Origin of the sequence: Plantibacter sp. RU18, assembly GCF_050613355.1 — a bacterium.
GTDB lineage: Bacteria > Actinomycetota > Actinomycetes > Actinomycetales > Microbacteriaceae > Plantibacter.
This window is the reverse complement of sequence record NZ_CP159618.1, coordinates 367,622-385,612: the sequence shown is the minus strand read 5'-3', so window position 1 is coordinate 385,612 and position 17,991 is coordinate 367,622. Positions and strand designations below refer to the sequence as shown.

Sequence of the window (17,991 nt, the reverse complement as noted above, 5' to 3'; positions counted from 1 at the left end):
CGAACCCACGCCACAGCACCAGGCGTATCCAGAAAGGAACAGACAATGCAGTCGATTCGAAACCGCGCACAGGGCCGTTCAGCCCGTCGCGCAGCGGCCCTCATCGCCGCAGCAGCCTCCCTCGCGCTCATCGCGACGGGTTGCTCAACCGGAGGGTCCGGTGATTCCGCTTCGGGCGGCGCCGGTGCTGCTGAGAGCATCACCTTCATCCCCAAGCAGCTCAACAACCCGTACACGGACGTCGTCCTCGGCGGCGGCAAGGACGGCGCCAAGGCTGCCGGCTTCACCGCGACCGAGGTCGTCGGCCCGCTCGAGGCGAGCGCGTCCAGCCAGGTGTCCTTCATCAACGCGGAGACCCAGGCCGGCACCAACGTCATCGTCATCGCGGCGAACGACCCCGACGCCGTCTGTCCTGCCCTCAAGGAAGCCCGCGACGGCGGCGCGAAGATCGTCGCGTTCGACTCCGACACCAGCAAGGACTGCCGCGACGTCTTCATCTCCCAGGTGGTCGCCAAGGACGTCGCCCTGATCCAGACGAAGCTCATCGCGGAGCAGATCGGCGGATCCGGCGAGATCGCGATCCTCTCGGCCACGGCCAACGCGACGAACCAGAACGAGTGGATCAAGTACATGGAGGAGGAGCTGAAGTCGAACCCCGACTACAAGGACATCACGCTCGTCGCCAAGGTCTACGGCGACGACGACGACACCAAGTCCTTCCAGGAGGCGCAGGGGCTGCTGCAGGCGCACCCGAACCTGAAGGGCATCATCTCGCCCACCACGGTCGGCATCGCTGCGACGGCTCGCTACCTCTCCACCTCGGAGTACAAGGGGAAGGTCGCACTGACCGGACTCGGCCTTCCGAACGAGATGCGTCCGTTCGTGAAGGACGGCACCGTCACCGCGTTCGCGCTGTGGGACCCGGCTCAGCTCGGCTACGTCGCCGCGTTCGCCGGCAAGGCACTCGCTGAGGGCACGATCACGGGCAAGGAGGGCGACACCTTCAAGGCCGGCGACCTCGGCGACCGTGAGGTGGGCGCGGACGGCACCGTCATCGTCGGCCCGCCGACCACCTTCAACGCGGACAACATCGACGACTACGACTTCTAGGAGTCGCGAGCGTCACGAGTGACACAGCAGTGACGACGGGCCGGGTGCACATGCACCCGGCCCGTTCGTGGCGCCGACGGTCGTTCCCCGAGCCAAATCCGCTCCCCGAGCTTGTCGAGGGGCCCCGACCTTTCTCAGGACCCTCGCGGCCTGTCCTCCCCAATGCAGGAACCTGGGGCCCGACACGCCGAGGCCGTCCTGAGAAAGGTTGATGCGAATGGGTGTGTGTTGCGAGAGGGTCAGTCCTCTTCGTCGCGACGCTTGAAATCGGCCTCCAACCGACGGATGCGCTCGGCGTCCTCCGCCGCCTGGATCTCGCGTTCGAGGGCGGCGAGCTGCTGCTCCGTGTCGTTCACGGCGCGGTCCGGCTGCGACGGACTCGGCGGCGCCCACGAGCCGGCGCTGCGGGACGGCTTGCGCGGCTGCCTGCGTCCGCGCCACTCGGGCAGTTTGATCCGGCTGTTCGACCAGTCCTTGCCGAGGGTGAACCACAGCACCACGCCGATGAGCGGGATGAACACGATGAGCAGCACCCACACGATCTTCGGCAGGTTCCGCACCACCGGGTCCGGCTGCCCCACGACGTCGATGAGCGCCACGATGGTGGCGACGATGAGCAGCAACGACAACACGAACATGCCGTCAATCCTAGGCAGAGGCTGCGGTGGCGCCTGTCGGCGGTGACCGACAGGATGGAGCGATGAAGACCATCCCCCTGCCACAGACCGAGCTCACCGCCTCGAGCATCATCCTCGGACTCATGCGCATCGAACCCCTCGACGACGAGGCCATCCGCACGCTCTTCCACACGGCACGCGACGCCGGCGTGACGGTGTTCGACCACGCCGACATCTACGGCGACGAACGCCACGGCTGCGAACGCCGCTTCGGCGACGCGATCACCCTCACCGCCGCCGAACGCGAGCAGGTGCTCATCCAGTCGAAGGTCGGGATCCGCCCGGGCTTCTTCGACTTCTCGGAGGAGCACATCCTCCGCACGGTCGACGAGTCGCTCGCGGCCCTCAAGACCGACTATCTCGACTTCCTCCTGCTGCACCGCCCGGACACCCTCGTGGAACCCGAGGAGGTCGCTTCGGCGTTCGACACCCTGCAAGCTTCGGGCAAGGTCCGGAACTTCGGCGTCTCGAACCACACACCGGCGCAGGTCGAGCTCCTCCGGGGTTCGGTCGAGCAGCCGCTCGTCGTGAACCAGGTGCAGCTGAGCATCACGCACGCCCCGATCATCGCCTCGGGGATCGCGGCCAACATGGTCGGCCTCGACCAGTCGATCGACCGCGACAACGGCATCCTCGACTACAGCCGACTCACCGGCATGACGCTGCAGGCCTGGTCGCCGTTCCAGAAGGGCTTCTTCGACGGCGTGTTCCTCGGCGACCGCGAGCACTACGCCGAGCTGAACGACGTACTTGACGAGCTGGCGGACACCCACGGTGTGACGCCGACGGGCATCGCGACGGCGTGGATCACGCGTCACCCCGCGAACATCCAGGTCGTGCTCGGCACGACGACGCCGTCGCGCGTCCAGGACGCCGCCGCGGGGTCCGACATCGCACTGTCGCGGCAGGAGTGGTATCGCCTGTTCACCGCTGCGGGGCACACGCTGCCGTAAGGCGGTCATCGCGTCGGTCTCCCACTGCGCTGCGCGGGCAGCTTGCGACCGTGCACCTGCAGTGCGGTGGGAGATGAGGCAGCCGGTACGCTCGAAGTCGACACGGGAGGCAGCATGGCGAAACACGACATCGGATTCGCCGCCGTCGCCAGACTCGCCGGCGTGTCGAACGCGACCGTGTCGAACACGCTGAACCGCCCCGAGATCGTCGCCCCCGCAACCCGTGAACGCGTCCTGGCGGCGATCGAGGAGCTCGACTTCGTCCCGAACCGCGCTGCGGCGACGCTCCGCCAAGGGACGAACCGGCTCATCGGACTCGTCATCCCGGACATCGCGAACCCCTTCTACTCGGCGATCACCCGTGGCGTGACCGAGGCTGCCGCCGAACGCGGCTACACCGTCGCCCTGTGCGTCAGCCACGACGACCCCGATCTGGAGCTGCGGCACTTCGAGATGCTCGCGGAGCACCGTGCGGCCGGAGCGCTCGTCGCTCCGCTCAGCGCTGACGCCTCCCGGCTCGCGCAGCTCCGTCGAGTGGGCAGCCGACTCGTCCTCATGGACCGCACTGCACCGGCCGGAACCGGCTGCTCGGTCTCCATCGACGACGTGCACGGTGGAGCGCTCGCCGTCGCACACCTGCTCGGGCGCGGTGATGCGGCACGAGCCGCCGTGCACGATGCCTCCAGCACCATCGCGCTGGTGAACGGCGACCTCGCCATCCCGCAGTGCGCCGATCGGCGCGCGGGTGCCCGGGACGCGTTCACGACGGCAGGACTCGACCCCGACGACCTCCGCGAATACACCGTGGACGAGATGACCGTGGACGCCGGCCGCACCGCGGGCCGCGCGATCGCGGCGCAGACAACACGCCCGGCCGGGGTCTTCTGCACCAACGATCAGCTCGCGCTCGGCGTGATCCGCGGGTTGAACGACGGTGGGCTCGCGGTTCCTGACGATGTGTCCGTCGTCGGCTACGGCGACCTCGCGCTCGCGGCCGACGGTCGGGTGCCGCTCACGACGGTCGAGCAGCCCAAGGACGAACTCGGTCGGGTCGCCGTCGAGATCCTGCTCGCCGAGCTGGGCGCCGACCGCTCGTCGCACAAGCACGTCTCGCGGACCCTCCAGCCGCATCTCGTCGTCCGCGAGTCGGCGCCGTAACGCCGATTCCCGGCAGGAGCACACGAGCACCCGGGGTCGACTCGACATCGGAGGCCCGTTGGGGTACTTTCGACCCAGAATTTAATCGATTAAATCACCCGTACCCGCACTGAACAGGATCGACGATGACCCACACCAGCCCAGCCGTGCACCCGCTCCTCACCCCGCACGAGCGCCGCAAGCCGCGGATCGGCCTCGTCGCCGGAGGACTCGGCACCTACTGGCCCCAGTTCCCCGAGCTCCTGCCCCAGCTGCAGGAGTCCGCGCGCTACGTCTCCGAGCGCTTCCAGCAGATGGACGCGGAGGTCGTCGACGTCGGCTTCATCTCCGACGCCCAGGAGGGCGACGCCGCAGCGGAACGCCTCCGCCAGGGCGACTGCGACCTCATCGTCCTGTTCCTCACCACCTACCTCACCTCGTCGATGGTGCTGCCGATCGCGCAGCGGGCGAACACGCCGGTGCTCGTGATCGACCTGCAGCCCACCGAGAAGATGGACCATACGAGCTTCGACACCGGCGCCTGGCTCGCCTACTGCGGGCAGTGCCCCGTTCCCGAGGTCGGCAACGTGTTCCGGCGCGCGGGCATCCCGTTCCGCTCGGTGTCGGGCTGGCTCCGTCAGGAATCGGCATGGGAGCGCATCTCCCAGTGGATCCGCGCAGCCCACGTCCGTGCGGCACTGCGGCACGCCCGCCACGGCCTCATGGGCCACGTCTACCCGGGGATGCTCGACGTGTCGACAGACCTCACGCTCCTGCCGACCACCTTCGGGTCCCACGTCGAGGTGCTGGAGTTCGACGACCTGCGCGTCCTCGTCGACGAGGTGACCGACGCCGAGGTCGACGACGACTTCGCGTGGGGTGCGAAGGTGTCGGTCGGGCTCGACCGCCTGGTCGACGAGTTCGCGCTCGACAGCCTCGCCTACTACCACCGCGGTCGCGACGGCGAGCAGCACGAGCGACTCGGCGCGGGGATGATCCTCGGTGCATCGCTGCTCACCGCACGGGGCATCCCGACGACGGGCGAGTACGAGTTGCGGACGACGGTCGCGCAGCTCGCGACACAGGTCGTGGGGGCCGGCGGGTCGTTCTGCGAGATCCAGGCCCTGAACTTCGAGGACGACGTCGTCGAGATGGGTCACGACGGCCCGGCGCATCTCGCGGTGAGCTCACGCGACCCACTGCTCCGAGGTCTCGGCGTCTACCACGGCAAGCGCGGGTGGGGTGTGAGCGTCGAGTTCGACGTCCGGCAGGGCCCGGTCACACTGCTCGGGCTCGGACAGGACCGCGACGGCTCCCTCGCGTTCGTCGCATCCGAGGGCACGGTCGTTCCGGGACCACTGCTCGCGATCGGCAATACGACGAGCCGGGTCGACTTCGGACGTGACCCGGGCGTCTGGGTCGACGAGTGGAGTGCGACGGGTATCGGACACCACTGGTCGTTGTCGCTCGGGCACCGCGCGGCCGACTACCGTGCGGCGGCGAGTCTCCTCGGGATCGACTTCCGCCAGGTCTGAGCGGGACACGGAGTCGCTCGACGCCCTCGAACGGGCGCACCGCACGCGTGCAGACCGGGGCGCCACCTGTCCGAGGTGCGGTGACGGAGCTGCAGGTGCAGGCAGAGGTCAGAGGGCGGCGCGAAGTCGGTCGACTGCCGGCTCGACGATCGCGATCGGCGCTGCACGCTGCAATCCTTCGAGCGCGGTCGTGAGACGGCGGGCGATGCGGTCGACGTCTCCCCCGCCTGCGCCGAGCTCGCGGATGGGTGCGAGCAGTGCCGTGCGCCGCAGCCAGGGTTCGTCCTGCATCCACCGGTCGAGCACGGTCTCGGCCTTCGCGCGGGCGGTGCCGTCGAGGCGCTCGAGCAGCGGGCCGATCACGTCGGTCGCGAGCGGATCGGCGAGCTCGGTGATCCGACCGCTGCGCACGAAGCCTTCGATGCGCGTGAGGTCGGTGTGGAGCAGGACGGGCACGCTTGATTGGAGGAGCACGATCGCCGCGAGCCGCCGCTCGAAGACGGGCACCTGCCAGAGCTCGGAGGCGAGCGCGGTCAGGTCGTCATGCCCGAGACCGCGGAACTTGCGGAGCGCATCGCGGACCGTACCGCGCACCGCGCCGACGGACGAACCGTAGGAGGCGAGACCGGGACCCAGCCGCTCGGCGAGATCCGCCGCCCGGTATCCATCGCCCTCATACTGGAGCGCGGCATCGATGAACCCGCCCGCGTCACTCACGCCATCCATTCTCGTGCTCGTGCAGGGTCAGCGCGGGAGGAAGTCGAGTTCCTGGAAGTCCGACACCTCGGGCACCCACCGGCCCTCGACGAAGCCGATGTGCGTCGGGTGGATGTTGTAGGCGTCGTACGCGGCCTGATCGGCGAAACCCATGGCGAAGTGGAAGCGTAGCGGGCTCTTCGCGCTGACCTGTCGCGAGATCGTGAAATCGGTGACGCCGGGGATCGACGCGAGCACCCGCGCAGCGGTGTCGAGGAAGTCGCTCTCGGCGTCGGAGTCGGCGTCGTGCACGAGCGAGAAGGTCACGGTGTGGCTGATCATGCGCTCAATCCTATGAGCGTCGCGGCACGCCAGGACGCTCAGCACACGTCCGTCGACCGGGGCAAGGGAGGCGGGACCCTCGGTGCCCCGATGCCCAGATCACGTCCGAATTCGCCGCTATAGTATAGGAAGACGTGTGCAACGCGGCCACGTACGCAGAGAAAGCAATCGACCCATGGAACGAATCATCATCGACACCGACCCCGGAATCGACGACGCCGGCGCACTGTTCTGGGCGCTCGCCTCGGACGCACTGCAGGTTGCAGCACTGACCACGGTGTTCGGCAATGTCGACGTAGAAACGGCCACTGCGAACGCACGACGGATCGTGGCCGTTACGGGCCGCACCGACGTGCCCGTCTGGCGGGGTTCTGCTCGTCCGTTGGTCGGGCGGCCCCACTACGCCGAGCACATCCACCGACCTGGTGGCCTGGGCTATTGGGAGCACCCCGACCCGGACCCTCAAAGCGACGAGGAGTCGGTCGCGGTCCGTCGGATGATCGACACCGTCATGTCGGCTCCGGGTGAGGTGAGCATCCTCGCCCTCGCGCCCCTGACGAACGTCGCCCTCGCCATCAAGCTCGAGCCAGCCTTCGCCCGATCGGTCAGACGCATCATCTACATGGGCGGCGCTGCACTCACCTGGGGCAATGTCACCCCGGTCGCGAGCGCGAACATCTACAACGATCCCGAAGCCGCTCAGATCGTCATCGATTCGGGTGCCCCGGTCACCCAGGTCGGTCTCGACGTGTCGCGGAACTTCGCGCTGTCCCTGGATCACCTCGCGGAGCTGTGGGAGTCACCGTCGCCGACGGCCCGCGCGCTCTGCGAGATGATCGGCTACCCGGATCGCCAGGACTCTCGCGACGAGATGCCGGAATGGAAGAGCGAGGGTATGCACCTCAACGACGTCCCCTGCGTCGCGTATGCCCTCAACCCCGAGTGGTTCACGGTCCGTCGCCTGCACGTCGACGTGGAGCTGCACGGCGAGCACACCCGTGGCCAGACCGTCGTGCACATGACCGATCGCTGGCAGCAGGAGCCGAACGTCGACGTCCTGCTGGACATCGACGGACAGGCTGTCGCCGACGCCCTGACGGCCGCGGTCAGTTCAGTTCAGTTCGCACCACGCGATAACCCAGTTCGCCCGCACCCACTCATGAGTGGGCCCTCCGGCCACGCACCAGCCCGCCGCAGCACCAGGCGGGAGTCGGTGCGTGGCCGGACGTGTTTCACGATCCAGCCCGTCTTCACGGGCCACCACAGCGGACGGGCGACGACGCGTCCGGCTGCGCGAGTCTCCTCACGCAGCCGGACGCGTCGTCCTGCAAGGCCGGGTCAGTTGCCGACGAAGAGTCCGTTGCGTCGCTTGGCGAGGACGTAGAGCACCACGCTGATCGTGCAGAGGACGGCGATGTAGACGGGGAAGACCCAGAACATCCCCTGGCTCTGGAGCCAGACCAGCAGGTAGGAGGCCGTGCCACCGAAAAGCGCGACGCCGATCCCGTACCCCAGACCCACGCCGGTCCCCCGGCAGAACTGCGGCAACAGGGAGTTCGCGACGACGTTGTAGATGGTCATGTTGACCAGCAGGACCAGTGCGCCACCGAACATCACTCCCGCGAGTCCACCCAAGCCGGGCTGGGAGTAGAGCATGATCAGGAAGATCACGGGAATTGCGACGATTCGGGCGACGATGAACCACCGGGAGATGGCGAACCGGTCCAGGATGCGACTGAGGACGATGGCACCGAGCGTGAGGAACACGCCCATGCCGGTCGTGATCGCGAAGACACCGGTGGGGTCCTCCTTGAAGGTTCCGTTCGCGAGGTTCGGAAGCCCCGCGATCCACGCGTAGTTGTAGGCCTGGATCGCACCGACGACGAAGATGATCGCGAGCACGCTCAGCCAGTACTTCCGCACACCGCTCCACGCCGACGGCTCACCACCAGTCGCAGCAGGGATCCCTCCGATGGTGCGGATCGCTCGCGTGTCGAGCGTCTCCGGGAGGGTGCGGCGCAGCCAGAGGACGATCAGGCCGAGGACGCCGCCGATGATGAAGGGGATCCGCCAACCGTATTCACCCAGAGCGGTCGGCCCGATGAGCAGGCTGATGACGAACCCCGACAGGGGTGCGAGCAGGTTCCCGAGGTTGTTGAAGAAGGCGAAGAAGCCCGCGACGTATCCCGGGCGATCGGGGACGAGTTCCACGGCATAGGCCGTGCCCAGTGGCGCTTCGATTCCAGTGGACACACCCTGCAACAGGCGCATGAGGACGACGATGATCGGAGCCGCGACACCGATCGTGGCATAACCCGGCAGGACCCCGATGACGAAGCTTCCGAACGCCACCGCGCCCACCGCGAACATCATGATTGTCTTCCGGCCGTGCTTGTCGGCCACCGCCCCGAGGATCACTCCCCCGATGGGCCGGGCCGCGAAGCCGACCGCGAAGCCGACCGCGAAGACCGCCAGTGCACTCAGCGTCGAGGCCAGCGGGTCGTCGGCTGGGAAGAACGCCGCACCGATGTAGACCGAGAGGAGCCCGAACAGCGCCCAGTCGTACCACTCGAGCGCGTGACCCCAGCTGAGGGCGAGGAGGTGGCGGCGTTGAACCGCATCGGGCCGGGTGGTGGTCACGCGTGACGCGGTCACCGTGTCTGACTCTGGGTTCACTGGGAGCTCCTTTGCTCAGGGGCCATCGAGCGCATCGCTCGGCTGACGAGTGGGGGTGCAATCACTATAGTATAGTAATTGCACTCACGTACAGCGCCTCCGGGAAACAGATCGACAACCGACAGAAGGAGCCATGATGAGCACGACGACCCTGGCCGACGACGACCTCATCGAGGCCGCATCGGCTCTGCTGCTCCGAGCGTACGACGACACACAGCACCGGGTCGCAGCAGCTGCCAGAGGATTGTCCGGGGAGGTCTTCCTCGGCCTCAGCCTCGCGACACCACGGGTGAGCATCTGCGCGGAGAGCAGTGCAGTGGCGAATGCCAAGATGGCCGGCGAGGAGGCGGTCGGCACCATCGTCTCCGTCGGCCTCGACCCGGCAGGCGTTCCGCGCGTCATCAACCCGTGCGGGGTGTGCCGTGAAGTCGTCCCCCGCTTCGGCCGCGACCTCCGCGTCCTCGTCGACGCCGGCGGCCACATCATCGCCGCCTCCCCCGAGGAGCTACTCCCGATGCCCTGGGTCCGCGCACGCTCGTACGACTGAGGGCGACAACCGACGCGACGGACGCCTCCAGACGACGACAGGCCCCCACACCGAGATCGGTGCGGGGGCCACGGTCATGAACCGTCTGCGCTGTCAGCCACCAGCGCGGTCAGTCACCGGCGGGGCAGCAGCCGGCCACCCTCACGGAGTCGGTCAGCGCCATGGCAGGGGGCGGCGCAGCGTCTCACCGATCAGCGCCAACACGCCGTCGAAGTCCATGTCGAACACCACACGGTGTCAAGCCCCGGGTTTGGTAGAGGCTCGGTTAGACCCGTTCCATCACGGTGATGGTGGGTAGTTGCGTGTAGAAGTTGTTCTCGGCTTCGACGGGTGGGATGTGTCCGATCTCGCCGTGGAGCCGGCGGTGGTTGTACCAGTCGATGTATTCCGCGACCGCGATCTCGAGCTCGTCGATCCCCTTCCACGGGCCGAGGTTGCGGATCAGTTCGGCCTTGAATAGAGAGTTCAGCGCCTCGGCCATCGCGTTGTCGTAGCTGTCGCCCTTGGACCCAACCGAGGCGACTGCTTCTGCCTCAGCGAGGCGGTCGGTGTAGCGCACGGCACGATATTGGACTCCGCGATCCGAGTGGTGGACAAGTTGTGACAGGTCCCGGCCGGCACGCTGCCGCGTCCAGACGCCCATCTCGAGAGCATCGAGGGCAAGCTCGGTGTGCATGGTTGTGGAGAGCTGCCAGCCCACGATCCGGCGGGAGAACACGTCCAATACGAACGCGGCATACACCCAGCCGGAGAACGTCCGAATGTAGGTGATGTCCGCAACCCAGAGGCAGTCCGGTGCCGGTGCGGTGAACCGTCGGTCAACGAGGTCCCCCGGACGATCCGTGAATGGCCCAGGGATCGTCGTGCGTGGCCCCTTGGCCCGCGAGATCCCGCGGAGACCCTCCCGACGCATGAGCCGCTCGATCGTGCACCTGGCCACCCGGTGGCCGTCGCGACGCAGCTGCGCATGGACCTTCCGGACGCCATAGACGCCATAGTTCGCTTGGTGCACGGCACGGACCTTCACCACGGTGTCCTCGTCACTGACGGACCGCTGCGAGGGCGGCCGAGACCGCGCGGCATAGTACGTCTGCGGGGCAATCGGCAGTTCCCTGCAGATCGGCTCGACCCCGAACTCTTCCTTGTGTTCATCGATGTAGGCGATCATCTGCTGTGTGGGCGGTCGAGCTCCGCCGCGAAGAAAGCCGACGCGCTCCGCAAAATCGCGTTCGCCCGCCGCAACTCCCTCACCTCACGCTCCACCTCGACCAGGCGAACCGCAGTATCAGTGGACGTCCCCGAACGCAGACCCCCATCGACCTCGGCGCGCTGGACCCAGCCACGCAACGTGTCCGACGGGACACCAAGCTGCCGGCCGATCCTGGTACACACACCACGGCGGCCCCCATCCGCATCACGCGCCTCGAACACAAGGCGCACTGCACGCTCTCTCAATTCCGCCGGGTACTTCCTCAAAGCTGGCATACTCCTCATCCTTTCAGGACGATCAGAGTCTCCATCAAACCAAGGGCAAGACACGGTGCAGCGGACGGGTCTCCCCCGCGACCGGATGGACGCCCGCGAGATACCGCTCGCCGGTGGCCGGGTCCTCGAAGGTCTGCAGGGGACGCTGGACGGAACCGGTCACGAGCTCCGGGCGGAGCAGGCTGGCGACCGCAAGACTGTCGTTGATCCCCATCACCCGCCCGCCGTCCAGCTGCGGATAGGAGCGGGTGTAGAAGCCTGCGTAGTCGGCGCTGATCCTCGTGATCAGTTCTGCCGGCGCGTAGCCGGTGTCGGAGACGATCGACAGGAAGAAGTCCTCCGGCACCATCGCCTGCCTGGTCACGTATGGCCCGCACCAGGTCACATCGCCCACATGGCTCGCGACCTCCTGTGCGGCGTCGATGTCGAAGGAGACGTTCGGGTCGCGCGAGACCCTGAAACGACGATCCGCCCAGGGCTCGGTGTCGTGATACAGCGCCGGGCCGAGCGTGCCGACGATGGTGGTGCTCGCCAGGCGCTCCAACAGGTTCGGCTCGGTCTGCAGAGCCCTCGCCAGATTCGTCTGCGGTCCGATTGCGAGGAAGTCGATCTCGCCGTCGTGCTGATCGACGAGGTCCAACAGGACGGAGATGGCGTTCGGCCCTGCCGGGACCGGGACGGCAGGCCGCAACCCGGTGTTGCCGAATCCGTCCTCCCCGTGGATGCCGGGGTTCAGTCGGAGCTCCTGACGCAGCGGCGCCTCGCTTCCGCGGTAGACGGGCACGTCCTCGCGCCCGCAGGTGTCCAGCACGTACCGGGCGTTGTCGGCCGCGCGGTCGCTCTGGCAGTTGCCGAATACGCTCAGCACGGCGAGGATCTCGACTTCGGGATCCGCCGCGAGCAGCATCAGTGCCAGCGCGTCGTCCACGCCGGTGTCCGTGTCGACCACGACTTTTCTCATCGTTGCATTCCTTGTCCCTGGTGGTGCCATCCCTGGTGGTGTCCTCGATCGCGCTGGTCCTGCGTCGAGCCGATCATGGCGCGCTCAGACCGACCGCGCCGAACGCCCGTCGCGCCCGTTCGCCCGTGAGCCACGCGATGAGATCGGCCGCTGCTGCCGGAGCATCGGGGCGTGCGCCGATGGCGAAGCGGGCATACGACTGGAGCTCGTGCGGGATCGCCTCGACGACATGGTCGCCGTCGACCGAGCGCAGCTCACTGACCTGCTGGATCGCGACGTCCGCCCTCCCGTCGTGCAGTGCCGTCGCGGTCAGCCCGGCCTCGAAGCGGACCGCGCGTTCGTCCAATGGCTCTCGCAGCCCGCGCTGCTCCAGCAGACCGGCGAAGTGCACGCCACTCGCCCCGGAGAGCGAGTAGGCGACCGCACGTGCGTCGAGGAGGTAGTCGAGGAACGTCTGCGTAGAGTCGTCCGACGGCGTCGGGGTGCCGGGGCGCCGACCGAATCCGATCGATGAGACCGCGATCTCCGCGATCGAGGCTGGATCGAGGATCCCGTCGGCGGCCACGGCGTGGAGCGGGGATGCGACGCCCAGCAGGAGGTCGGGGCGTTCTCCGCCCGCGATCCGCTGCAGGAGCACCGTGGTCGGTTCGAACGTCGTCCGGACCTGGACGCCGGTCGCCGTCTCGAACTCCGGGATGAGGGACTCCACGAGTGGCTGTTGCACCACGAGTCCGCTGAAGAGGGTGATCATGCGTTGCCCGCCTTTCCGGCGTCGTCCCGTACGGCGAGCGCCGAGAGCTGGTCATCGGTCAGCGCGGAGGTGCGATGACCTGAGGTGAGGAAGAACAATTGCGCCGTGTGCTCCAGTTCCTCGAGTGCATCGAGCGCCGCGTCGAGGTCGACGCCGGCGACGACCGGGCCGTGGTTGCGGAGCAGGAGCGTGTGCCCGCGGAGTGCCGCCGCCTCGATCGCCTCGGTCGCCGCCGGATCTCCCGGAGCGAAGTACGGCAGCAGCTGCAGAGCACCGACGCGCATGCCGAAGTAGGCGGTGAGCGGAGGGATCGGCTGATCCGGATCGAGGCCGTCGAGCACGGAGAGCGCGGCGGAGTGGACCGAGTGCGTGTGGACGATGGCGTTCGTCTCCGGGCGGACACGCAGCATCGCGACGTGGAGGAACGCCTCCTTCGTGGGCTTCGGCCCGTCCACGTGGCGGCCGGTCGCGTCGAGGACGGACAGCTCCCTGGCATCGACGTCTGCGAGGCTCACCCCGGTCGGTGTCACGAGGATGCGGTCTCCGTCCCGCACGGCCAGATTGCCCGTTCGCCCGTGGGTGAGTCCGCGGCGATGGACCGAATGGGCCACCCGCTCGATCGATCGACCGGCCGCCGCCGCCGCGATCATGCGAGGACCCCGCGCAGCGCGATGTCGACGAAGAATTCTGGGCTGCCGAAATTGCCGGACTTCAGGACCAGCTGGAGGTCACGGGTCAGGTCGTGCACCCACGGGGCTCCCAATGCGGCTTCCTCTCCGACGACCGCGATGCGGGTGCCGAGCGACCTGATGACCTCACCGGACGTCTCGCCGCCCGCGATCACCATCCGGCTGATGCCACGCGCGACGAGCTGCTGCGCGATCAAGCCCGCGGCGGCCTCGTACAGCTCGCCGTACCCGGCGTCGAGCGCGGCCCGCTCCTCCGCGGCGCTGGAGGAGTAGATCAGGGCCGAATCACCGTCGCGCTGCTGGTCCCACCACGACAGAGCACGGGCGGCGAGGTCGTCGGCAGATTCTCCCGCCGCGGCGAGCAACCGGTAGGAGGGTCCTCCCGCGTCACGGAACCGTGCGATCTGCTCGAGCGTGCGTCGGGAGCAGCTTCCGGCGATGATCGCCGTCCGTCCGGCCGGAGTCCGCGGGATCCGCCCGGCCGTGCGCGGCGATCGGCGCGCGATCGCGCCGATCAGGCCGGCCGATCCCGCGAGCAGCACTGCGCCGTCGACGGCCGCGGCGACGGTCGCGAGGTCGTCTTCCTCGACCGCGTCCACCACGAGGTGCCGATGACCCTCCGCCTCGGCTGCCGTGATCCGATCGCGCACACGATCGGCGCCCGCGCGCACCGCGTCGAGCGGCAGCAGACCGACCGATCCGGTCGTCTGCGGCACGAGCAGCCGCAGGACGGACGAGTCGCGCATCGGTGTGACGGGATGATCGCGCATGTGCGTCTCGTGGAGGAGGGCGTCACCGACGAACAGATGCCCCTGATAGACCGTCCGGCCGTGCAGTGGCGCGGCCGGCGTGGTCACGACGGTGGTGACGCCGAGCCGCGCGGCGAGCGCCTCGGTGATCGGGCCGATGTTGCCCTCATCGGTCGAATCGAACGTCGAGCAGTACTTCACGTAGAAGCGGTCAGCGCCCAGGCGTTGCAGGAGGGACAGCGCGGTGGTGCTGAGCTCGACGGCGGCCGCGATCGGCATCGAGCGGGTCTTCAACCCGATCACGATGGCGTCCGCGTCGACCGGTGTGTCGTCGATGTCCGTCGTCAGCACGAGCATCGTCCGCAGACCGGCGCGGCTCAGCGCCGCGGCGACGTCGGTGGCACCGGTCACGTCGTCGGCGATCACGCCGATCACTGCGGACGCTCCGCGATCGCCTGGGAGAGGCGTCGCGCGGCCGAGCCGGGGCCGTCGAGCACGGGCGCGTCGAACCGCTCCGCGAGGCCTGCGCTCGCGGGAGCCAAGGAGTACTGCGCCAGCACGATCACGTCGTCGGCCTCGGTGACTGCGCCGATCGCGTCTGCGAGCATGTCGACGAGTTCCGGCTCGGTCGTCGGCCCGGCTGCGGCGGCGACCACGAGCGGCACGATGTGGGTCTGCGCGCCCGCCGCGGAGAACGCCGCTGCGAGACGCGTCGAACTGTCGGCGGCAGCAGATTCGAGGGACGCGACCAGCAGGACCCGTCCGGGCCGCCGGGCCACGGTGTCGGCGAAGAGCGCGCCGTCGGCCGAGAGGACCACGGGTTCACCCGGCGATCCGGCTCGTGCCTCGGCACGGATGCCGTACTGCGAGCAGGTGAGGAGGACGCCTTCGGCGCCGCCCGCGATCGCGAGTTCGATGAGCTGGTCCATTCGGGCGGCGAGCGGAGCCGTGATGCCGTCCGGTTTCGCGTCCTGGAGGAGGCGGTCGTCCAGGAGGTTCCAGACGACGCTTCCCGGGAGCGCCTCCGCGACGGCCGCTGCGGCCGGCGGGATCGCCAGAGCGGTGGCGCTGATGAGCGCGATCTTGACGGTCACCTGGTGATCCTCTCGACCCACGACAGTCCTGCGCGAGTGTCGGTGACGGGTCCGTACTCGCAGCCGATCCAGCCGTCGTAGTCGCTGACGGCGATCCGGGCGAGCACCCGGTCGTATGCGATCTCACCCGTCCCCGGCTCGCCTCGTCCCGGGTTGTCCGCGACCTGCACGTGCACGATGTTCGGAAGGAGGCGCTCGTACCGTTCAAGGACGTTCCCTCGGTCCACCTGCGCGTGATAGAAGTCGAAGAGCACGCCGACCGTCGTCGGGTCGACCGCCTCGGCGACCGCCGCTGCCGTTTCCATCGAGGCCAGGGCGAATCGTGGCTGGTCCCGCTTGTTGATCGCCTCGAGCGCGAGGCGCACGCCGGCACTGCGCGCCTGCTCCGCAGCCCAGCCGATGTTGGCGACATAGGTCGCGAACGCCACATCAGGGTCGACGTCGTCGGGACGGAGGCCTGCCATGGTGTGCACGACCGGCGCCCCGAGGATCGAGGCGTACTCCAACGCGATGAGCACACCGGCGCGGAACTCCTCCTGCGCACCGGGGACGGACGCGGCCCCCATGATGGTGGGCGAGCCGGGCAGCCCAGCCGGGGTGTTGATGATCACCTGTTCCAGGCCCGCGGCGTCCAGCAGCTCCCGGACCCGGTTCGCCGGCAGCGCGTAGGGCGAAGCGAATTCGACTCCCGTGAATCCACTCTCAGCAGCGGCATTGAAGCGCTGCTCGAACGGGAGCTCGGTGAAGAGCCACTTCAGGTTGGCCGCGAGACGGATCTGACCGCCCGACGTCTCGACGATCACGCCCGCACCGCCTGGTAGTCCGGGTTCACGACGAACTGCGGAGCACCACCGCCGAGCACCTCGATGACGTTGGCGGCAGCCATCCTGCCCGATTCACCACGCGCCTCGCGGGTCGCCCCGGCGACGTGCGTCGTGGCCAGGATCCCCGGGGTGTGCAGCATCGGGCTGTCCTGGGGCAACGGCTCGACCTCGAAGACGTCGAGGGCGGCACCACCGATGACGCCGTCTCTGACCGCGTCGATCAACGCATCCTCGTCGACGATCCCACCGCGGGCCGTGTTGATGAGGTGGGCGTCGTGCTTCATCGTCGCCAGGCGCGTTGCGTCGATGAGATTGCGCGTCGAATCGTCGAGGAACAGGTGCAGGGTGATGAAGTCCGACTGCGAGAGCACCTCGTCGAGCTCAGCCCGCCGGACCCCGTTCGCGCTCGCGTACGCGTCGTCGAAGTACGGGTCATAGGCGATGACCTCCATGCCGAACCCCCTCGCCAGACCGGCGACGGCCTTGCCGATGGCTCCGAACCCGAGGATGCCGAGGGTCGCTCCGCCGAGCTCGCGCCCGGTCAGCTGCTGCCATGAACCGTCTGCGAGGTTCCGGATGTTCTCGGGCACCCGCCGAGCGGAGGCGAGCATCAGCGCGAAGACGTGCTCGGCGACCGCGCGCCGGTTCGCGCCGGCGGTGATGCAGACCGGGACCCCGAGCTCACTGGCTGCGACGACGTCGACGCCGTCGTAGCCGACACCGGTGCGGACGACCACCTGCAGGTGCTCGGCCAGGGCGAGGTCCTCGGCTCCGATCGGCCGGGTGCCCGCGATGATCGCGCGCACTTCGGACAGCAGTCCGATGCGTTCCGCCTCCGCAAGGTCGCGCAGATCGTCCACGTGGTGCGTCCTGAGGCCGGCGGCGCGCAGGGCCTGGTCCACCTCGTCGCCCGGGTGGAGGAAGGCGGTGGTGATGAGGACGTCGATGGATGCTGCTGAGCGGATCACCAGATCCCTCCTTCGTAGTCGGGGGCGGTGAACGCCCCGCCGTGGAACGCCGGCTGGGCGCCGGCCGGGTCGATGCGGTCTTCGAAGTCGGCCGCGTCGTCTCTCGGGACGTACCCGATCGCCGCCCAGCCGGCCGCTCCGTTCCACCACGACTCGCGGTTGGCGGAGCAGCCGTAGACGACCTGGCAGCCCACCGGCCCCGACTCGATCGCGCATCGGGTGAGTTCGATGCCGTCCGGCCAGCTCAGCCACAACGCGAGCTGACGGCGGTCCTCGGGCTCCGGGCGGAAGGTCCCGATGCGCAGCAGCACGGACTCGATGCCCCACTTGTCCTGATAGAGGCTCGCGAGCCCCTCGCCGAACGCTTTGGAGACGCCGTAGAAGGTGTCGGGACGCAGCGTCGCCCGCTCGTCCAGGACCTCCGTGGCCGGGTGGAAGCCGACGACGTGGTTCGAGCTCGCGTAGACGACGCGTCGCACGCCGGCCCGACGCGCGGCCTCGTAGACGTTGTAGGTGCCGTCGATGTTCGCGCGGCGGATCTCGTCGAACGGCGCCTCGTCGGCGACACCTCCGAGATGCACGATGACGTCGACGCCGGCCGATGCCGCGACGAGACCGTCCAGATCCCCGAGGTCACCGAGCACGATCTCCTCGCCCGGATACAGCGGCTCCTGCGGGGCGGTTCGAGCGAACAGGATGACGCGGTCGTACCGGCCCGCCAGACCCTCGCGGATCACCCGCCCCATCCGCCCGGTGCCGCCGGTGTACAGCACTGTCGTCATCGTGGTGCCCTCGTC

At 68.5% G+C, this 17,991-nt stretch carries 19 protein-coding genes and 1 other annotated feature; of the genes, 6 read left to right on the top strand and 13 right to left on the bottom strand.

The features are described 5' to 3' along the window. Positions 1 to 45: 45 nt before the first annotated feature. A complete protein-coding gene (rhaS, locus tag ABMA10_RS01785) occupies positions 46 to 1,110 on the top strand; it encodes a rhamnose ABC transporter substrate-binding protein (RefSeq protein WP_347870072.1) in 1,065 nt (354 codons plus the stop codon). A gap of 239 nt (positions 1,111 to 1,349) precedes the next feature. Here the strand turns inward: rhaS and ABMA10_RS01780 are convergent, their stop codons facing one another. Then, on the bottom strand, positions 1,350 to 1,748 hold the full coding sequence (locus ABMA10_RS01780) for a PLDc N-terminal domain-containing protein (RefSeq protein ID WP_347870071.1): 399 nt from the start codon (positions 1,746 to 1,748) through the stop codon (positions 1,350 to 1,352). 62 nt (positions 1,749 to 1,810) lie between these two features. On the opposite strand from ABMA10_RS01780, the gene ABMA10_RS01775 reads away from it, so the two are divergent. The 3 genes from ABMA10_RS01775 to ABMA10_RS01765 all read left to right on the top strand — a co-directional run bounded on the left by ABMA10_RS01775 (position 1,811) and on the right by ABMA10_RS01765 (position 5,412). Beyond that, the gene (locus ABMA10_RS01775; RefSeq protein WP_347870070.1) at positions 1,811 to 2,740 is read left to right on the top strand and encodes an aldo/keto reductase; all 930 of its coding nucleotides are present in this window, start codon (positions 1,811 to 1,813) and stop codon (positions 2,738 to 2,740) included. A 114-nt stretch (positions 2,741 to 2,854) separates the two neighbouring features. Beyond that, complete coding sequence (locus ABMA10_RS01770; RefSeq protein WP_347870069.1) at positions 2,855 to 3,898, top strand: LacI family DNA-binding transcriptional regulator; 1,044 nt, start codon at positions 2,855 to 2,857, stop codon at positions 3,896 to 3,898. A 125-nt stretch (positions 3,899 to 4,023) separates the two neighbouring features. After that, a complete protein-coding gene (locus ABMA10_RS01765) occupies positions 4,024 to 5,412 on the top strand; it encodes an arabinose isomerase (protein WP_431031119.1) in 1,389 nt (462 codons plus the stop codon). A gap of 108 nt (positions 5,413 to 5,520) precedes the next feature. Here ABMA10_RS01765 and ABMA10_RS01760 read toward each other — a convergent pair whose 3' ends face one another. Together ABMA10_RS01760 and ABMA10_RS01755 are read right to left on the bottom strand one after the other, a co-directional pair. Then, the gene (locus ABMA10_RS01760; RefSeq protein ID WP_347870067.1) at positions 5,521 to 6,129 is read right to left on the bottom strand and encodes a DNA alkylation repair protein; all 609 of its coding nucleotides are present in this window, start codon (positions 6,127 to 6,129) and stop codon (positions 5,521 to 5,523) included. Positions 6,130 to 6,156: 27 nt separating this feature from the next. Continuing rightward, positions 6,157 to 6,450 carry a Dabb family protein gene (locus ABMA10_RS01755; RefSeq protein WP_347870066.1) on the bottom strand — a complete coding sequence of 98 codons (294 nt, stop codon included), beginning with the start codon at positions 6,448 to 6,450 and terminating at the stop codon, positions 6,157 to 6,159. Between the two features lie 175 nt (positions 6,451 to 6,625). Between ABMA10_RS01755 and ABMA10_RS01750 the strand changes: the two genes are divergently transcribed. Beyond that, the gene (locus tag ABMA10_RS01750; RefSeq protein WP_431031118.1) at positions 6,626 to 7,834 is read left to right on the top strand and encodes a nucleoside hydrolase; all 1,209 of its coding nucleotides are present in this window, start codon (positions 6,626 to 6,628) and stop codon (positions 7,832 to 7,834) included. On the opposite strand, the gene ABMA10_RS01745 is transcribed toward ABMA10_RS01750, so the two are convergent. Continuing rightward, positions 7,789 to 9,126, bottom strand: coding sequence for an MFS transporter (locus ABMA10_RS01745; RefSeq protein ID WP_347870064.1), 1,338 nt, complete (start codon positions 9,124 to 9,126; stop codon positions 7,789 to 7,791). The two genes, ABMA10_RS01750 and ABMA10_RS01745, sit on opposite strands and share 46 nt — an antisense overlap. A 136-nt stretch (positions 9,127 to 9,262) precedes the next feature. Between ABMA10_RS01745 and ABMA10_RS01740 the strand changes: the two genes are divergently transcribed. Continuing rightward, entirely contained in the window at positions 9,263 to 9,673 is a 411-nt protein-coding gene (locus ABMA10_RS01740) for a cytidine deaminase family protein (RefSeq protein ID WP_347870063.1), read from the top strand. A 265-nt stretch (positions 9,674 to 9,938) separates the two neighbouring features. Here ABMA10_RS01740 and ABMA10_RS01735 read toward each other — a convergent pair. The 9 genes from ABMA10_RS01735 to ABMA10_RS01695 all read right to left on the bottom strand — a co-directional run bounded on the left by ABMA10_RS01735 (position 9,939) and on the right by ABMA10_RS01695 (position 17,976). Next, positions 9,939 to 11,158 (bottom strand): IS3 family transposase gene (locus ABMA10_RS01735; protein ID WP_431031001.1). Its coding sequence is split into 2 segments (ribosomal slippage): positions 9,939 to 10,879 and positions 10,879 to 11,158, totalling 1,221 coding nucleotides; the frame shifts between segments, so codons are not numbered across the junction. Continuing rightward, positions 10,767 to 10,880 (bottom strand) — a sequence feature (AL1L pseudoknot). Its footprint overlaps the gene before it by 114 nt. Positions 11,159 to 11,192: 34 nt before the next feature. Continuing rightward, positions 11,193 to 12,119, bottom strand: coding sequence for a nucleoside hydrolase (locus ABMA10_RS01730; protein ID WP_431031117.1), 927 nt, complete (start codon positions 12,117 to 12,119; stop codon positions 11,193 to 11,195). A 73-nt stretch (positions 12,120 to 12,192) separates the two neighbouring features. Then, the gene (locus tag ABMA10_RS01725; protein ID WP_347870061.1) at positions 12,193 to 12,870 is read right to left on the bottom strand and encodes a substrate-binding domain-containing protein; all 678 of its coding nucleotides are present in this window, start codon (positions 12,868 to 12,870) and stop codon (positions 12,193 to 12,195) included. Beyond that, positions 12,867 to 13,520, bottom strand: a complete 654-nt coding sequence (locus tag ABMA10_RS01720; RefSeq protein WP_414693709.1) for a class II aldolase/adducin family protein — start codon at positions 13,518 to 13,520, stop codon at positions 12,867 to 12,869. Before ABMA10_RS01720 ends, ABMA10_RS01725 begins: the two co-directional genes overlap by 4 nt. Further along, positions 13,517 to 14,743 (bottom strand): 3-oxo-tetronate kinase, encoded by a 1,227-nt coding sequence (gene otnK, locus ABMA10_RS01715; RefSeq protein WP_347870059.1) that lies wholly within the window; start codon positions 14,741 to 14,743, stop codon positions 13,517 to 13,519. The genes ABMA10_RS01720 and otnK overlap by 4 nt, the downstream gene beginning before the upstream one ends. Continuing rightward, the gene (locus ABMA10_RS01710; RefSeq protein ID WP_347870058.1) at positions 14,740 to 15,402 is read right to left on the bottom strand and encodes a hypothetical protein; all 663 of its coding nucleotides are present in this window, start codon (positions 15,400 to 15,402) and stop codon (positions 14,740 to 14,742) included. The genes otnK and ABMA10_RS01710 overlap by 4 nt, the downstream gene beginning before the upstream one ends. Then, complete coding sequence (locus ABMA10_RS01705) at positions 15,399 to 16,205, bottom strand: hydroxypyruvate isomerase family protein (RefSeq protein ID WP_431031116.1); 807 nt, start codon at positions 16,203 to 16,205, stop codon at positions 15,399 to 15,401. Before ABMA10_RS01705 ends, ABMA10_RS01710 begins: the two co-directional genes overlap by 4 nt. Then, positions 16,202 to 17,194 (bottom strand): phosphoglycerate dehydrogenase, encoded by a 993-nt coding sequence (locus ABMA10_RS01700; RefSeq protein ID WP_347870056.1) that lies wholly within the window; start codon positions 17,192 to 17,194, stop codon positions 16,202 to 16,204. The genes ABMA10_RS01705 and ABMA10_RS01700 overlap by 4 nt, the downstream gene beginning before the upstream one ends. Further along, positions 17,191 to 17,976 carry an NAD-dependent epimerase/dehydratase family protein gene (locus tag ABMA10_RS01695; RefSeq protein ID WP_347870055.1) on the bottom strand — a complete coding sequence of 262 codons (786 nt, stop codon included), beginning with the start codon at positions 17,974 to 17,976 and terminating at the stop codon, positions 17,191 to 17,193. Before ABMA10_RS01695 ends, ABMA10_RS01700 begins: the two co-directional genes overlap by 4 nt. Positions 17,977 to 17,991 lie beyond the last annotated feature (15 nt).

Excerpts from the sequence above, each read along its gene's own strand:
- ABMA10_RS01725 (WP_347870061.1), bottom strand. The coding sequence starts at position 12,870 with ATGATCACCCTCTTCAGCGGACTCGTGGTGCAACAGCCACTCGTGGAG.
- ABMA10_RS01730 (WP_431031117.1), bottom strand. The coding sequence starts at position 12,119 with ATGAGAAAAGTCGTGGTCGACACGGACACCGGCGTGGACGACGCGCTG.
- ABMA10_RS01740 (WP_347870063.1), top strand. The coding sequence starts at position 9,263 with ATGAGCACGACGACCCTGGCCGACGACGACCTCATCGAGGCCGCATCG.
- ABMA10_RS01750 (WP_431031118.1), top strand. The coding sequence starts at position 6,626 with ATGGAACGAATCATCATCGACACCGACCCCGGAATCGACGACGCCGGC.
- ABMA10_RS01765 (WP_431031119.1), top strand. The coding sequence starts at position 4,024 with ATGACCCACACCAGCCCAGCCGTGCACCCGCTCCTCACCCCGCACGAG.
- ABMA10_RS01720 (WP_414693709.1), bottom strand. The coding sequence starts at position 13,520 with ATGATCGCGGCGGCGGCGGCCGGTCGATCGATCGAGCGGGTGGCCCAT.
- rhaS (WP_347870072.1), top strand. The coding sequence starts at position 46 with ATGCAGTCGATTCGAAACCGCGCACAGGGCCGTTCAGCCCGTCGCGCA.
- ABMA10_RS01775 (WP_347870070.1), top strand. The coding sequence starts at position 1,811 with ATGAAGACCATCCCCCTGCCACAGACCGAGCTCACCGCCTCGAGCATC.
- ABMA10_RS01770 (WP_347870069.1), top strand. The coding sequence starts at position 2,855 with ATGGCGAAACACGACATCGGATTCGCCGCCGTCGCCAGACTCGCCGGC.
- ABMA10_RS01755 (WP_347870066.1), bottom strand. The coding sequence starts at position 6,450 with ATGATCAGCCACACCGTGACCTTCTCGCTCGTGCACGACGCCGACTCC.
- ABMA10_RS01780 (WP_347870071.1), bottom strand. The coding sequence starts at position 1,748 with ATGTTCGTGTTGTCGTTGCTGCTCATCGTCGCCACCATCGTGGCGCTC.
- ABMA10_RS01695 (WP_347870055.1), bottom strand. The coding sequence starts at position 17,976 with ATGACGACAGTGCTGTACACCGGCGGCACCGGGCGGATGGGGCGGGTG.